Source organism: Gordonia spumicola (assembly GCF_009932475.1).
GTDB lineage: Bacteria > Actinomycetota > Actinomycetes > Mycobacteriales > Mycobacteriaceae > Gordonia > Gordonia spumicola.
The window spans coordinates 273,835-287,248 of the sequence record NZ_BJOV01000002.1 but is presented as its reverse complement, the minus strand read 5'-3'; the positions used below and the strand labels follow the sequence as shown (position 1 = coordinate 287,248).

Annotated in this window: 15 protein-coding genes; 8 read left to right on the top strand and 7 right to left on the bottom strand. The window is 69.4% G+C overall.

The window, feature by feature from the left end; translation table 11 throughout:
* The first annotated feature begins 46 nt into the window (after positions 1–46).
* Together GYB83_RS03475 and GYB83_RS03470 are read left to right on the top strand one after the other, a co-directional pair.
* A complete protein-coding gene (locus tag GYB83_RS03475; RefSeq protein WP_161894173.1) occupies positions 47–931 on the top strand; it encodes an SPFH domain-containing protein in 885 nt (294 codons plus the stop codon).
* Positions 928–1,095 (top strand): type II toxin-antitoxin system antitoxin, encoded by a 168-nt coding sequence (locus tag GYB83_RS03470; protein WP_161894172.1) that lies wholly within the window; start codon positions 928–930, stop codon positions 1,093–1,095. The genes GYB83_RS03475 and GYB83_RS03470 overlap by 4 nt, the downstream gene beginning before the upstream one ends.
* Here GYB83_RS03470 and GYB83_RS03465 read toward each other — a convergent pair.
* Positions 1,089–2,372, bottom strand: a complete 1,284-nt coding sequence (locus GYB83_RS03465) for a family 1 glycosylhydrolase (RefSeq protein ID WP_161894171.1) — start codon at positions 2,370–2,372, stop codon at positions 1,089–1,091. The two genes, GYB83_RS03470 and GYB83_RS03465, sit on opposite strands and share 7 nt — an antisense overlap.
* 53 nt (positions 2,373–2,425) lie before the next feature.
* A complete protein-coding gene (locus GYB83_RS03460; RefSeq protein WP_161894170.1) occupies positions 2,426–3,439 on the bottom strand; it encodes a hypothetical protein in 1,014 nt (337 codons plus the stop codon).
* 132 nt (positions 3,440–3,571) lie between these two features.
* On the opposite strand from GYB83_RS03460, the gene GYB83_RS03455 reads away from it, so the two are divergent.
* Both GYB83_RS03455 and GYB83_RS03450 read left to right on the top strand, forming a co-directional pair.
* On the top strand, positions 3,572–4,216 hold the full coding sequence (locus GYB83_RS03455) for a HEAT repeat domain-containing protein (RefSeq protein WP_161894169.1): 645 nt from the start codon (positions 3,572–3,574) through the stop codon (positions 4,214–4,216).
* Between the two features lie 8 nt (positions 4,217–4,224).
* Positions 4,225–5,193: a HEAT repeat domain-containing protein gene (locus tag GYB83_RS03450; protein WP_161894168.1), complete on the top strand. Its 969-nt coding sequence runs from the start codon at positions 4,225–4,227 to the stop codon at positions 5,191–5,193.
* 38 nt (positions 5,194–5,231) lie between these two features.
* On the opposite strand, the gene GYB83_RS03445 is transcribed toward GYB83_RS03450, so the two are convergent.
* Positions 5,232–5,801, bottom strand: a complete 570-nt coding sequence (locus tag GYB83_RS03445; protein ID WP_161894167.1) for a TetR/AcrR family transcriptional regulator — start codon at positions 5,799–5,801, stop codon at positions 5,232–5,234.
* A gap of 99 nt (positions 5,802–5,900) precedes the next feature.
* On the opposite strand from GYB83_RS03445, the gene GYB83_RS03440 reads away from it, so the two are divergent.
* Positions 5,901–7,442, top strand: a complete 1,542-nt coding sequence (locus GYB83_RS03440; RefSeq protein ID WP_161894166.1) for a DHA2 family efflux MFS transporter permease subunit — start codon at positions 5,901–5,903, stop codon at positions 7,440–7,442.
* A gap of 79 nt (positions 7,443–7,521) precedes the next feature.
* Here the strand turns inward: GYB83_RS03440 and GYB83_RS03435 are convergent, their stop codons facing one another.
* A complete protein-coding gene (locus GYB83_RS03435) occupies positions 7,522–8,559 on the bottom strand; it encodes an LLM class flavin-dependent oxidoreductase (RefSeq protein WP_161894165.1) in 1,038 nt (345 codons plus the stop codon).
* A gap of 60 nt (positions 8,560–8,619) precedes the next feature.
* On the opposite strand from GYB83_RS03435, the gene GYB83_RS03430 reads away from it, so the two are divergent.
* Both GYB83_RS03430 and GYB83_RS03425 read left to right on the top strand, forming a co-directional pair.
* Complete coding sequence (locus tag GYB83_RS03430; RefSeq protein WP_161894164.1) at positions 8,620–9,120, top strand: SRPBCC family protein; 501 nt, start codon at positions 8,620–8,622, stop codon at positions 9,118–9,120.
* A gap of 2 nt (positions 9,121–9,122) precedes the next feature.
* Complete coding sequence (locus tag GYB83_RS03425; RefSeq protein ID WP_161894163.1) at positions 9,123–9,668, top strand: TetR/AcrR family transcriptional regulator; 546 nt, start codon at positions 9,123–9,125, stop codon at positions 9,666–9,668.
* Here GYB83_RS03425 and GYB83_RS03420 read toward each other — a convergent pair.
* The gene (locus tag GYB83_RS03420; RefSeq protein WP_161894162.1) at positions 9,577–10,236 is read right to left on the bottom strand and encodes a helix-turn-helix domain-containing protein; all 660 of its coding nucleotides are present in this window, start codon (positions 10,234–10,236) and stop codon (positions 9,577–9,579) included. The two genes, GYB83_RS03425 and GYB83_RS03420, sit on opposite strands and share 92 nt — an antisense overlap.
* A 76-nt stretch (positions 10,237–10,312) precedes the next feature.
* Here GYB83_RS03420 and GYB83_RS03415 point away from each other — a divergent pair, with 76 nt between their 5' ends.
* Positions 10,313–11,272, top strand: coding sequence for an NAD(P)/FAD-dependent oxidoreductase (locus tag GYB83_RS03415; protein ID WP_161894161.1), 960 nt, complete (start codon positions 10,313–10,315; stop codon positions 11,270–11,272).
* Here GYB83_RS03415 and GYB83_RS03410 read toward each other — a convergent pair.
* Together GYB83_RS03410 and GYB83_RS03405 are read right to left on the bottom strand one after the other, a co-directional pair.
* On the bottom strand, positions 11,232–12,083 hold the full coding sequence (locus tag GYB83_RS03410) for an SCO6745 family protein (RefSeq protein ID WP_161894160.1): 852 nt from the start codon (positions 12,081–12,083) through the stop codon (positions 11,232–11,234). The two genes, GYB83_RS03415 and GYB83_RS03410, sit on opposite strands and share 41 nt — an antisense overlap.
* Positions 12,084–12,218: 135 nt before the next feature.
* Entirely contained in the window at positions 12,219–13,142 is a 924-nt protein-coding gene (locus GYB83_RS03405; RefSeq protein ID WP_161894159.1) for a hypothetical protein, read from the bottom strand.
* Positions 13,143–13,414 lie beyond the last annotated feature (272 nt).

Here is a 13,414-nt window from a genome sequence, read left to right as displayed (position 1 = left end):
CCCCGAAACGGGCTATCGTAGTGATATCACTTCGATAGGAGGCGTCATGGAACTGAAGCAGGCGTGGCGGACCAACGGGTTCGTCGCACTTCTGGCAGGACTCGTCGTCCTCGCGGTGTGCATCGCCGCGGGCATCGGGTCGGTCGTCGTCATGGCAGACGGCGGATCGGGGGCGTTCGCGGCGGTGGTCGTCGTGGCGATCGTCCTCGGTCTGGCGACGCTGCTCGCGATGAGCGGACTCACCGTCGTCGGACCCAACGAGGCGAGGGTGGTCCAGTTCTTCGGGCGGTACGTCGGTTCGGTCAGCGAGCCGGGATTCTTCACCGTCATCCCGCTCGCCGACAAGCAGACGATCTCGCTGCGCGTCCGCAACTTCGAGACGCAGACGCTCAAGGTGAACGACGCGGACGGCAATCCCGTCGAGATCGGGGCCGTCGTCGTCTACAAGGTGGTCGACAGCTTCAAGGCGGCCTTCGCCGTGGACGACTACGAACAGTACGTCGCGACCCAGTCGGAGGCCGCCGTGCGGCACCTGGCGACGATCCACCCGTACGACGCGCACCAGGAGAACGTGATCAGCCTCCGCGACGGTGCGACGGTCGCCGAGGAACTCACCGATGAGCTGCGCGAACGCACCGCGTCGGCAGGCATCGAGGTGATCGAGGCCAGGATCACGCACCTCGCGTACGCGCCGGAGATCGCGCAGGCCATGCTCGTCCGTCAGCAGGCCGCGCAGGTGGTCGCGGCACGCAAGCAGATCGTCCAGGGCGCCGTCGGCATGGTCGGACTCGCGCTCGACGACCTGAAGGCGCAGGGCATCGTCGACCTCGACGACGAGCGCCGCGCCCAGATGGTGTCGAACCTCCTGGTGGTGCTGTGCGGCGACCGGGCCACCCAGCCGGTCGTGAATGCGGGATCGCTGTACGCATGACCGCTCCCCGCCGGGAGTCGAAGAAGGTGCTGCTCCGGATCGACCCCGATGTGCACGCCGCGATCGCCAAGTGGGCGGCCGACGACTTGCGGAGCGTCAACGCGCAGCTCGAGTACGCGCTGCGTCTCGCCCTGAAACAGGCTGGACGCGCCCCGCGTCAGTGAACCGGCTGCGCGCAGCTCGACGGAGCCGCCACCAGGGAGCACCAGACCGCGGGCCGGCTCGGTCGGTACGACGCCGCCACGCCGTTCGCCGCGGTCACCTGCCGGTAGGCGGCCACGCCGTCGGTCGGGCGGCGGGTCAGCGTCGGATCGGTCTTCACATTCACCGTGTACAGGCCGAAGCGCGACGCGTAGTTGCCCCACTCGTAGTTGTCGGTGAGCGTCCAGTAGTTGAAGCCCATCACCGGGATCCCGTCGTCGTGCGCGCGCTGGATCCAGTAGGTCATGTCCCTCAGGTGATCCGCCCTGCGGTATCCGTCGACGCGCGGCTTGCCGTCCTGTGTCACCAGGCCGGCCTCGACGACGTACAACGGTTTGCCGGGGAACCGTTCGTGCAGGTCACGAAGGGCGTAGTAGATGCCGTCGGCGGCCATCGACGCGTCCCACATGCGGTCGACGGCCACGTTGGCCGCCGACATGTCCGTCGGGGTCACCGAATAGTAGTAGTCGAACCCGACGAAGTCGATCTTGTCGGCCATCCGATCGAGGATCGCGGCATCGACCGTCGGCTCGACCGTCGGCAGGTAGGCGACGTTCGACGACACCCGTGCCCTGGGGTCGCGGGCGTGGATGTAGTCGTACATGACACGGTGCACGTGGACGAGGCGGTCGGTCATCCGCGGGACGTCCCCGATCGCGAGCCCTCCGTGCTGGACCTCCTTCAGGATGTAGGCCGCGGGTTCGTTGACCGTGATCCACAGCGGGTGGAACTTCGTGTATCGGTCGACGATCATCCGATTGTGCCGCAGCCATCGGTCGGCGGTCCCGGACCACGCCCAGCCCCCGCGGTCGGCGATCCACGCCGGATACACCCAATGGTCGAGGGTGATCATCGGGCGCATCCCGGCGGCGACGATCTGCGCGACCAGGTCGTCGTAGTAGGCGAGCTCACGCCTGTCGATCAGCCCCGGCCGCGGTTCGACCCGCGCCCACTCGATCCCGATCCGGTACACCTTCACGCCGAGGCCCTTCGCCAACGCGATGTCGGACGCGTAGCGGTGCCGGAAGTCGATGGAGTTCCCGATCCGGTCGGTGGTCGTGCCCCGCGCGATGTACCGCGTCCAGTTGCTCGCCGGGGAGTATCCCTCGGCCTGGAACCCCGACGAGGCGACGCCCCACAGGAAGTCGTCCGGCAGCGGGCCGACGCGCGTCGACGCGTGCGCTGGGGCGAGCGGTGCGAGCAGAAGGGCGGCGATCAGGGCGACGAACACGCGTCTCATCTGGTCAGTATGCAGCGCGGGGACGCCCGACTCGGGCGTTTCCGGTCCGAACGTCAGTGACGCTTCGCCGTGCTGCCCGACGTGGAGCCGAGACCCCCGAGAAGGTCGGTGCCGATGCGGAAACCGTCGTCGAACGAGACTCGGACGATGTCGCGCGTGAACTCGGGGACGAATGCCGCGCTGAGCACGTCGACGGCTGCGGGCGGGATGTCGACCACATTGCCGACCGCGCCGATCAGATCGGTGAGTCCGTCGCCGATGGGTGCGACGGCGCGGACCGACGTCGGGTCCTTCACCGAGTACCACACCGGGCCGTCGTTCTGCTGACGGCGCTGGAACATGAATCCGACGCTGGTGCAGGAGTCGATGTTGGCGCCGTTCCGGTCCGCGACCCGAGCCGTTCCGTAGAGGGCCGTGCAGACGGCGCCGTCGTCCGGGTCGGCTGTCGCCGTCGCGCTCGCGATGCCGAGCAGGGCGGTCGCGTCCGCGGTCCGGCCCGCGAGCGGATGATTCGCCGAGGCGATCGCGATGCCGCCGGGGAGCGCGTTCGTGTCGGCCCGGTTGGGTGCGACGATCGGGACGCCGATCGCGAGCGACACGCCGATGCCGAGCAGGGCGCTCGATGTTGCGACGCCCGGACCGGTAGCGGCCGTGATCGCCGCGGCAAAGGTGTTGCGGGCGTTCGACGTCGACGAGCCGCCGAGCGCGGCGATGGCGGTGGTGAACCCGCGGCCGGTGATCGTGGCGTCGGTGCCCGCGAGCGGGCCGATCGCGATCGCCTGGTTGAGGGAGCTGATCGACGTCCCCGGCGAGATCACGCGGAGCACGGTGTCGGCGGCACGTCCGACGAACGACGGGCTCGAATCGGTGCAGTCGGCGGTGATCCGGATGAGGACGTTGCCGGTGATCGGATTGCGGACGCTGGCGTCGGCGACGTTCGGGTCGCCCGCAGAGCAGGCGGCGGAGACGCCGGGGACGACGGCGGCGTCCGCCGGGGCGACGACGGGCGAGACGAGAGCGACGGCGGCCGCGCATGCGAGCGCCACGCGGATTCGGGGGACGGACATGGCACTTCCTCGAGGTGGGGGACTCGGGCATAGACGACGTTAGGCCTCACGCGTGCGTTTCGTGGCGCATTCGCGCGCTTGACCTTCACACGGTGACAAGGTCTTTCGTGGACGGCGAAGGAGGTGGTCCCCATGACCCCACAGCTCACCAGAGCACTCGCCGACGACCGCGCGTCCGTGCGCCTGCAGGCCGCGATGGCGGCGGGCGTCGACCCCGATGTCGCGCTGCTCGACACGCTGATCGACAGGTGCCGCGTGGAGCCGGACTTCTACGTGAGGGACATGCTGACCTGGGCGATCACGCGTCTGCCCGCGGCGGTGACGGTGCCCGCGCTGATCGCCGAGCTCGACTCGCCGAGCGGTCTGGCGCGGAGCCAGGCCCTGCATTCGCTGTCGAAGATCGGCGACGTCTCGGCGTGGCCGCACATCACTCGGCGACTGCTCGTCGACGACGACGTGGAGGTCGCGCGGGCCGCGTGGCGGGTCGCCGTGATCCTCGTGCCCGACGACCGGAGGGCGGCGTTGGCTGCGATACTGGCGACGCAGTTCGGTCGCGGCGACACCGTCGTCCACCGCAGCCTGAGCCGGGCGTTCGTCTGTCTCTCGGACGCGGCGGCTCCGGTGGTGGCCGCCGCTCGCCGCTCGCCCGACCCGGTGATCAGCGGACACGCCGCCGCGACCGCACAGTTGATGGACGACCCGGAGTCGGCGTTCGGGTTCGACGTCGACGCAGCCAAGAGGATCGCCGCGCTCGGTGCGGCCGCCGACGACCTGTGAGGTGAACGATGCGGATCGGTGACGTCGCGAGACGCTCCGGCGTGAGTGCGCGCATGCTCCGGCACTACGACGCGCTCGGTCTGGCGAGTCCGAGCGGTCGGACGTCGGCCGGGTACCGCGAGTACGCGGCCGACGACATCGTTCGGATCTTCCACGTCGAGAGTCTGCGGGCGCTCGGGTTGTCGTTGCGAGAGGTCGGGCAGGCGTTGGACGATCCGTCGTTCGCCCCCGCCGACCTCGTCGCCGATCTGACCGCCCGCGCCGAGCAGCGGATCGCGCGCGAACGGGAACTCGTCGAACGGCTCCGACGGGTGGCAGACGCGGGGCCGGAGGACTGGGAGCAGGTGCTCGGCGTCGTCGCGCTGCTGGCCGGCCTCGAGTCGGACGACGCGGGCAGCAGGCAGCGGGCGGCGCTGACCGTCGCCGATGCGGGGGTTCCGCCGGACGCGTTGGTGCGGGCGCTGCTGTCGGAGACGGACGAGAACGTCGCGGGCGCGCTGCGGTGGGCGCTGTCGCGGTCGGACGCCGACGTCGTCCCCGCGCTCACGGAAGCTCTCGCCGATGCGGACGTCGCCGTCCGCCGGCGTGCAGTGCTCGCGCTCAGTGCTGTCACGGGATCGTCCGAAGCCTTGAGAACCGTTGTGGCGGATGATGATCCAGTGGTGAGGAGGCGTGCGACGCAGGCGCTGGCCGATCGCGGCGACGTAGGGGTGGTCGGACCGCTCGTCGACCGAATCGTGGACGGTGTCGCGGACGTCGACGCCGCCGAGGCGCTCGCCGCACTCGGTGACCCGTCGTGCGCCGATCGGCTCGGGACGGCGCTCCGCGGCGCGGACGGCCCGGCCCGTCGCCGGATCGCGCAGGCGCTCGGCGAGATCGGCGGCCCCGCGGCCGTCGAATTGCTCGAAACGCTTGTCGATGACCCCGATGAGGGCACGTCTGTGACGGCCAAGTACCTCCTCGCCCAACGTCGGTGACGTTTCCCGGTCCGACGCCGGGAAACGTCACCGAAGTTCTACGGCGCCACGCCGCGCGCGATGAGGGCGATGACGTTCTCGTAGTTCTCCGTCATGACGGCGCCCGGCGCCATTGCCGAGGTGAGTTCCAGGCTCGTCGCGCCGTGGACGCACGACCAGATCTGCATCGCGAGCGCCGCCGGGTCGCCGTCCCGGATGACCCCTCCCACCTGGCCGTACTGGACGATGTCGACGAGCGCGGTGAACGCGGCGTCTGCGACGACACTGTCGGGTTCGCACTGCCCGCCGAACATCAGCGAGTACAGCGTCGGATTGGCGACTGCGAACGCGCGGTAGGCCCGGCCCGCCGCGAGTAGACGCTCGGTCGGGTCGCTGTCGGCGGCGGCGATCGCGCGGCCAAACTCGGCGAATCCGTCATTGACGGCCGCCGACAGCAGTCCGTCCTTGCCGTCGAAGTGGTTGTAGACGCCCATCGGTGCGACTCCGGCCGCGGACGCGACCGCTCGGACCGTCAGCCCGGCGGGGCCGTCGGCCTCCAGGATGCGCCGGGCCGCGTGGAGCAGCGACGATCGGACCTGGGCTGCGGGAGTGCGGCGGCTGGCGGACATGTGGCCCACCTTACTGGAACGTTGTTCTACAAAAGTGTTGACATCGATGTAGAACGGCGTACTACTGTATTGGTACGTCGTTCTACAACGGAGGAACTGATGAGAAACAAATGGCTCGCCCTCGCCGCGCTCTGCTTCGCGGAACTGCTCGTGATGGTCGACAACACGATCGTCAACGTCGCGCTCCCCACCATCAGCCGCGAGTTGGACGCCGGGATCTCCGGACTCCAGTGGGTGGTCGACGCATACACGCTGGTCTTCGCGGGGTTGCTCCTCACCGGTGGATATCTCGGCGACCGCTTCGGCCACCGCCGGATGCTGCTCGGCGGCATCGTCGGATTCGTCGTCGTATCGGTCGGCGCGGCCCTCGCCGGATCCCTCGGTGAACTGATCGCCGCGCGGGCGGGCCTCGGTGCGTTCGCCGCGGTCGTCTTCCCCGCCACGCTGGCCTTGATCGTCGGGATCTTCACCGATCCGAAGCAGCGTGCGGCGGCCGTCGGCGTGTGGGCGGCGACGTCGGGTGTCGCGATCGCCATCGGCCCGGTGCTCGGCGGCTGGCTCCTCGAGCACTTCTCGTGGGCGTCCGTGTTCTGGGTGAACGTCCCCTTCGGGGTGGTCGCTTTCGTCGCCGTCCTCGGGGTGATCGGACCGCGTGGGCTCGACGAACACGCACTGCTTCCTCGGTTCGACGCCGTCGGCGTCGTTCTGTCGATCGCCGGACTCGGGCTCCTCACGTACTCGGTCATCGAAGGGCCCGCCGCCGGCTGGGCGTCGGCGCGCACCATCGTCGGACTGCTCGTCGCGGCGGCGATCCTCGCCGTGTTCGTCGCGCACCAGCGACGCGTGAGCGACCCGATCTTCGACGTGATGCTGTTCGCGAACCGTCGGTTCGCGGCCGCCGCGGCGATGGTGGCCGTCGCGTTCTTCGCCCTGTTCGGATTCATCTTCTTGATCACGCAGTACTTCCAGGCCGTGCAGGGCTACTCGCCGCTGCAGGCGGGTGTCCGCACGCTGCCCTTCGCGCTGGTCGTCGCCGCGTTGTCGCCCGCGGCGATGGCCGCTGCTCATCGCTTCGGGCCGCGGCCGGTCGCCGTCACCGGAGCCCTGCTGATGGCGTCCGGCTTCGGTCTGGTGCAGTTCGTCGATCAGCAGTCGACCTACTTCGGGCTGATCATCTGGTCGATGATGCTGATGGCTGCCGGTCTCGCGTTCATCTCCGGCCCATGCACGCAGGTGATCATGGACGCGTTGACTCCGGAACAGGCAGGAGCGGGTTCCGCGGTCAACGACACCACCCGTGAGATCGGCGGAACGCTGGGCGTCGCCGTCCTCGGATCGGTTCTGACCTCGGTGTACGCGTCGGACGTCGCCGACCGACTCACCGCACTCGGGGTTCCCGCCCCGGCCCGAGAGATCGCCGAGCAGTCGGTGATGGCCGGCGTCGAAGTGTCCTCGCGCGCCCCCGCCGGTGCGGGCCCGGCGATCCACGACGTCGTGTCATCGGCGTTCATCGACGGTCTGGCCCAGGCGACATGGGTCGCCGTCGGCGTGTCCCTGCTGTCGGCCGCGGTCGGCGCATGGGCGCTGCGGGAACCGAGCGAAGACGTCGTCGACCAGGCGGTGCCGACCGCCGTCGGCTGATCCGCCCGAGACCGGTCTCCTCATCGATGTTCAGCGGCAGTACGCCGTCGGACGGCGATGAGGAGACCGATCTTCGGCGTCACATCCGGTCGACGCACTCCATGAGGGTGCGGATGGTCTGCCGTTGCCGGTCGAGGGGGCCGTCGAGCTTGGCGAGGAGTGTGGTGACGCCGGTGTCGGCGTAGGCGCGGAGGCGGTCGGTCACCTCGTCGGGGGTGCCGATGAGATTGGTGCGGACACCGAACTCGACCGGCACGGCTGCTTGGGCCGCCTCCTTGTCGCCGTCGCGCCACAGCCGCGCGACGGTGGCGACCTCATCGGCGAAACCGAGGCGGCTGAACGCGTCGGCGTAGAAGTTGGAGCCCGCGCCGCCCATCGCGCCGATCGTGAACGCGTAGCCGTCGGCGTGCCCGCGTGCGGCGGCGTCGCGTTCGGCGTCGTCGGCGACGAACTGCACGGCGGCCGGGGCGAGGATGTCCAGGTCGGCGAGGGTGCGGCCGGTGCGGGCGGCTCCGGTCCGGATCGGGTCGAAGAACACGTCGGCGGCCTCCGGCATGAACGCGTTGCCGATCCAGCCGTCGGCCACCTCACCGGTCAGTTCGAGGTTCCTCGGACCCATCGCGGCGATGTAGACCGGCAACTTCTCCGGAATCACCATGGGACGCAACGCTTTGCCGGTGCTGTCCGGAAGGGGCAACTGGTACACCTCACCGTCGTACGAGAGGCGCTCGCCCGCGCTGATCGTCCGGATGATGTCGACGGTCTCCCGCGTGGCCTGCACGGGCTTGCGGAAGCGGACGCCGTGCCATCCCTCCATCACCTGCGGCCCCGACACTCCGATGCCGAGGATGAATCGTCCCCCCGACAACTGCTGGAGACTCAGTCCCGACGTCGCCAGCAGGGCGGGGGAGCGCGATCCGAGCTGGACGACGAGCTGGACGATGAACGTCCCCAACGACACGCGCTCGGTCTTCGCGGCCAGATAGGCCATCGCGGTCAGCGCGTCGTATCCCCACACCTCGGGCACCCAGAGGGAGTCGACGCCCATGCGTTCGGCGTCCACGGCGAAGTCGACCGCGCCGGGCACGCGTGGATCCGTGAGTACTCCGATTCTCATGTGCGAGCTCCCTCGATAGTGGACTATGGACTAGACCATAATCCATAGAAGGGATTCGCGATGCGGTATTCGGACGGTCCGACACTCGAACTCAGCACGGTCGTCGAAGGGGCCACCCCCGAGCAGGTGTGGGATCTGATCACCGACATCACGCTGCCGGTGAAGGTGTCGCCCGAGCTCCAATCGGTCGAATGGCTCGACGGCGCCGACGCGGTGGTGCCGGGTGCGCGTTTCGTGGGGAGCAACGTGAACCCGGCGCTCGGCTCGTGGTCGACGACCGCGGTGGTCGCGGAGGTCGATCCGGGGCGACGCTGGGTGTGGAACATCGAGGGGTTCGAGCCCGGCCACGTGATGGCGACGTGGGCGTTCGAGGTGGAGCCGAGCAGCAAGGGCGCCGTCCTCCGGCAGTGGGCGCGGATGGGGCCGTCGCCGTCGGGCCTGAGCATCGCGATCTCCCGGATGCCGGAGAAGGAGGCGCGGATCGTGTCCCGCCGTCTGGAGGAGTGGAGGGTCGGCATCCAGGCCAACCTCGACTACGTGAACCGCACTCTCGGCGGCTGACGATGGCGGGTACTCGCGACGTGATGATCGACGGCGCGATCGAGCTGCTCCGCGAACGCGGTGCGGCCGGGCTCACCGTCGACGCCGTCCTCGAACGGACCGGAGCGCCGAGGGGCTCCGTGTATCACCACTTTCCGGGCGGGCGGGCCGATCTCATCGGGCAGGCGTTGACCGTCACCGGCGACACCGTCGAATCGGTGCTCGACCACCCCGACCCGGTGGCGGCCCTCGAGCGATTCGGGCGGTTCTGGAAGGGTGTGCTGCGGCGCTCAGGCTTCGACGCGGCGTGCCCGGTCGTGTCGGTCATCGTCAGCGACTCGGACGGCGACGCCCTCGACATCGCTCACGAGGTGATCGAGAGGTGGGCGGGTGTGATCGAACGGTCGCTGGCGGCGGCGGGCGTCGCGGACGCGGAGATCCTCGCGACGACGACGCTCGCCGCGATCAACGGCGCCGTCATCCTGTCGAGGTCGCGCCGGTCGACGGCGCCGCTCGACGCCGTGATCGCCGAACGTCGGGAGATGATCCGGGGGCGGCTGCGCGCGTAGACCTCGCTCGGACGTGCATCCGTTGGCCCTGCGCCCCGAACAAGCTCAGGATCTCGACGGGTCCGCGTCCGGCGCTGCCGAACCAGTGCGGGACGGTGGTCTCGAACTCGGCGACCTCGCCGGGGCCGAGGACGACGTCGTGGTCGCCCAAGATCAGACGAAGATGGCCGGACAGCACGTACAGCCACTCGTAGCCGTCGTGCGTCACTGGATCGGGGTCGCTCTGGCCGCGGGGGATGGTGATCTTGAAGGCCTGGAGTCCTTCGCGTCTCGCGGTGAGCGGCTGGATCGTCCGACCGCTGACGGTGCGTGGTGCCACGACCACCCTGGGGTCGGCGATCCGTGGTACCGCGATCAGCTCGTCGAGCGGGGTCTGGAGGGCGAGCGCGATCGGCAGCAGGAGCTCCAGGCTGGGTTTGCGTTCGCCCTTCTCCAGGCGCGACAGGGTGCTCACCGAGATGCCGGTCTCCGCGGAGAGTTCGGTGAGTGTGATGTCGCGTCGCGTCCGGAACTCCTTGATCCGGGGGCCGACGCGGTCGATGGCGTTCGTGATCGTCGGGTTCACCATGCCCCGACTGTCCTCCGCATTCCCTGTTTCGGCAAATATCTTTGCCGAAATCGGAAGGCTGTCGGACAGTGGGCGCATGAACGCGACTGCAGCAGACACTCAGAACTCCTACGACGTGGTGATCGTCGGCGGCGGGGCCGCGGGCCTCACGGCGGCACAGGTCCTCGGCCGCGCTCGGCGCCGCGTCCTCGTGGTGGACGGCGGTCGACCGCGGAATGCGCCAGCCGCCCACATGCACGGCTACCTCGGCCACGACGGTCTGCCGCCCGCGACACTCGTCGAGATCGGCCGCGACGAGGCGCGCGCATACGGCGTCCAGTTCGTCGACGGCGACGTCGCGCGCGTCGTGCCGTGCGGGGTGGAGCCGGGCTACGTCGTCACCCTCGGCGGCGGACGTGACGTGCGGACGTCGGCGATCATCGTCGCGACGGGTCTGGTCGACCACATCCCGGAGATCCCCGGACTTCGCGAGCGCTGGGGCTCGGAGGTCCTGCACTGCCCGTACTGCCACGGCTACGAGGTCCGGGACCGGCGGCTCGCGGTGCTCGGCGGCCTCAACCGCGACGCGTCGGTGCACCAGGCGTTGCTGCTGCCGCTGTGGTCGCGCGACGTCGTCTTCTTCCCGAACGGAGCCGACCTGTCCGACGCCGAACGCACGTCGATCCGGGCACGCGGGGTGGAGATCGTCGACGGCGAGGTGGCCGCGTTCGACGGCGAGGCGATCGAGATGGCTGACGGGCAGAGCGTGCCGCGCGACGTCGTGTTCGTCGGGCCGCGGTTCGACCCGAACGACGACATCCTGCGGTCACTCGGCTGCGACGTCGCGTCGCACGGATTCGTCTCCGTGGATTCCCGCGGTGCGACGAGTGTCCCCGGAGTGTTCGCCGCGGGCAACGTCGTCAATCCGAAGGCCCAGGTCATCACTGCTGCTGGAGAGGGTTCGGCGGCCGCGATTGCGGTGAACCAGTATCTCCTGCACGGCGACGTGGAGGCGGCTATCGCTTCGTGGTCCCAGGAAGGATCCCCGCGTCGATGACGGCCTTCACGTACGGGCGCATGCGGGCGATGAGGTCGCCGGCGCCTGCCCAGACGGTCTCGCCGAGCGCGTCGGTCGTGGCTTCGATGTCGTCGTAGAGGGCGGCGCCGTCGGACGTGAGGCGGTGCCCGTCGTCAGTACGTTCGGCGATGCCGCGTTCGACGAGGCTGTCGATGGACGCCTCCCACTGCTCGTCCGACCATCCGCGCGTCAACTGCGTCATCCGGCGTCCCATGACGCGGCGGCGGATCGTCGGGTCGGGGAGCGTCGCCTCGTGGAACGTGCAGGCGTCGATGCCGTCGAGGCCGTGCAGTACGAGGACGGCGATGTGGTTGTCGCCGCGCCATTCCCGCAGGATCGCGATGTTGTTCCACAGGCTCAGCAGGTTGTTGCCGTCGGGCGGGGTGGTCGCCGACCACGCCGCCGCCAGCGCGCGACCGCCCAGGGGAAGTCCCTCGGCGAGGCGTCCGAAGCCGTCGGCGAGTTCGGCGATCTCCGGGTTGTCGGCGTCGTCGCCGAGGATGTGGCGCAGCACCTCGTCGAGCATCAGGTAGCGGCGCTCGGCCACCTTCTCCAGGCCGACGTCGCGGGCCGCGGCCCAGCCCGTCGACACGAGGGCGGGGGAGAAGTTGTAGAACGTCGACGCCACGACCTCCGCGGCGGCGTCGCCGAGCGGCGCGCCCCGTCCCCCGAGGTAGAAGGCGTGCGGATCGAGTCCGGTGTCGGCCAGTGCCGCGCCGATCCCCGGATTGAAGTAGGCGACGACGTGGAACGGTTCGAGGGAGTCGTACGCGGTGCGTGCAGCGGTCATGCGTTTGACGGTAGCGGTCGACGGTCGACGAGGACGGCCCCACGATCGGTCTCGTCACTCAGATGCGCGGGCAATATGCCGTTGAAGGTCGATGAATCGACCGATTCTGGGCGCACCGAGCAATGTCCGGCGGCGTCAGGTGGCGCAGACGTTGAACTGCGTCTGGATGCGACGTTCGAGATCCAGGGCAAACGGGTCGGTCGTAGCGGACTGGGCGGAGCCGTCGTCGCAGCCGCCGATCGTCACGCTCCCGCGCCACCCGTTCTCGCTGGTGGGTGACGGGTGGCCGGTGAGTGTCCACTTGACGACGGTCGGCCGGTCTTTCGAACCGTCGGTCGTGCGGGCAGCGGAGACGATGGCGTCGTAGGCGACGGCGTCGTCGGGCAGGTCGAGTGACAGTTCGGCGATGCCGTCCCGGTTCATTCGCACAGCCGTCGGAACTGTGGGAAGGGCGGCGATGCGCGACTGCACGGCGGCCTTCACCTCGGCAGTCGTCGGTTCGACGATCCGCCACGAGGTGCCGTCGCGCCGCCGGCTGTCGACTGCGACCGTGAACGGCACGGCGACGATGCGGAAGAGTGCGTCGACAGTCGCAGTCGGGGAGTCCGTCACTGCGGGTCCCAGGTCGATGACGCGGTCGCCGGCGCTGCGCGCGTCCACAGTGCCCCACAGTGGTTCTGCGAGCCTGGTCGCGACGGTGTGCAGTGGGATGTCCGCCGTGTCCGACTGTTCGGTGAACGTCAGCGTCGAGGTGCGCGTCACCCGCAGTACGCCGACCGGGTCGTAGTCGGCGAGCGCGCCCGCCTGGGCGGCGTCGATACGGCGGGCGACGGCGTCCACCTGGGCGGGAGTCGCGGTGAACATGTCCACGGTCAACTTCACGTCGTATCCGGACGACCAGTGATTGTCGTAGTACATGTCGACGGCCGTCACACCCGGCATGGCGAGCACGTCGTCGTGCAGCGCGTTCGCTTCCTGAGTCCGGTCGCGAGTGCACGACGCGAGGCTCGTCGCACTGACCGCGACGAGTGCGGCGGCGGCGAGAGGTCGGAGGCGCATGCGCTGGAATGTACCCGTCGATCGTCCGGGCGGCGGTCGGCTGAACGCCGTGGATGGTCGGGGCTCGGATGTTGACGTACCCCTGCCAAAACGCTCTGACCAGGGGTTTCGTGGAGCCGATGACGGGAATCGAACCCGACCTGACATCCCACAAAATAGCCTTGACCTGCATGAAAGCGCTCCAGAGTGGGTGGAAATGGGTGGGACGCGACCAGCGGGAATGCCGCGCCGTGTTGACATGTCAACACCTGGCGGCCCGCAATGCGCCGCCG

Excerpts from the sequence above, each read along its gene's own strand:
- GYB83_RS03475 (WP_161894173.1), top strand. The coding sequence starts at position 47 with ATGGAACTGAAGCAGGCGTGGCGGACCAACGGGTTCGTCGCACTTCTG.
- GYB83_RS03470 (WP_161894172.1), top strand. The coding sequence starts at position 928 with ATGACCGCTCCCCGCCGGGAGTCGAAGAAGGTGCTGCTCCGGATCGAC.
- GYB83_RS03465 (WP_161894171.1), bottom strand. The coding sequence starts at position 2,372 with ATGAGACGCGTGTTCGTCGCCCTGATCGCCGCCCTTCTGCTCGCACCG.
- GYB83_RS03460 (WP_161894170.1), bottom strand. The coding sequence starts at position 3,439 with ATGTCCGTCCCCCGAATCCGCGTGGCGCTCGCATGCGCGGCCGCCGTC.
- GYB83_RS03455 (WP_161894169.1), top strand. The coding sequence starts at position 3,572 with ATGACCCCACAGCTCACCAGAGCACTCGCCGACGACCGCGCGTCCGTG.
- GYB83_RS03450 (WP_161894168.1), top strand. The coding sequence starts at position 4,225 with ATGCGGATCGGTGACGTCGCGAGACGCTCCGGCGTGAGTGCGCGCATG.
- GYB83_RS03445 (WP_161894167.1), bottom strand. The coding sequence starts at position 5,801 with ATGTCCGCCAGCCGCCGCACTCCCGCAGCCCAGGTCCGATCGTCGCTG.
- GYB83_RS03440 (WP_161894166.1), top strand. The coding sequence starts at position 5,901 with ATGAGAAACAAATGGCTCGCCCTCGCCGCGCTCTGCTTCGCGGAACTG.
- GYB83_RS03435 (WP_161894165.1), bottom strand. The coding sequence starts at position 8,559 with ATGAGAATCGGAGTACTCACGGATCCACGCGTGCCCGGCGCGGTCGAC.
- GYB83_RS03430 (WP_161894164.1), top strand. The coding sequence starts at position 8,620 with ATGCGGTATTCGGACGGTCCGACACTCGAACTCAGCACGGTCGTCGAA.
- GYB83_RS03425 (WP_161894163.1), top strand. The coding sequence starts at position 9,123 with ATGGCGGGTACTCGCGACGTGATGATCGACGGCGCGATCGAGCTGCTC.
- GYB83_RS03420 (WP_161894162.1), bottom strand. The coding sequence starts at position 10,236 with ATGGTGAACCCGACGATCACGAACGCCATCGACCGCGTCGGCCCCCGG.
- GYB83_RS03415 (WP_161894161.1), top strand. The coding sequence starts at position 10,313 with ATGAACGCGACTGCAGCAGACACTCAGAACTCCTACGACGTGGTGATC.
- GYB83_RS03410 (WP_161894160.1), bottom strand. The coding sequence starts at position 12,083 with ATGACCGCTGCACGCACCGCGTACGACTCCCTCGAACCGTTCCACGTC.
- GYB83_RS03405 (WP_161894159.1), bottom strand. The coding sequence starts at position 13,142 with ATGCGCCTCCGACCTCTCGCCGCCGCCGCACTCGTCGCGGTCAGTGCG.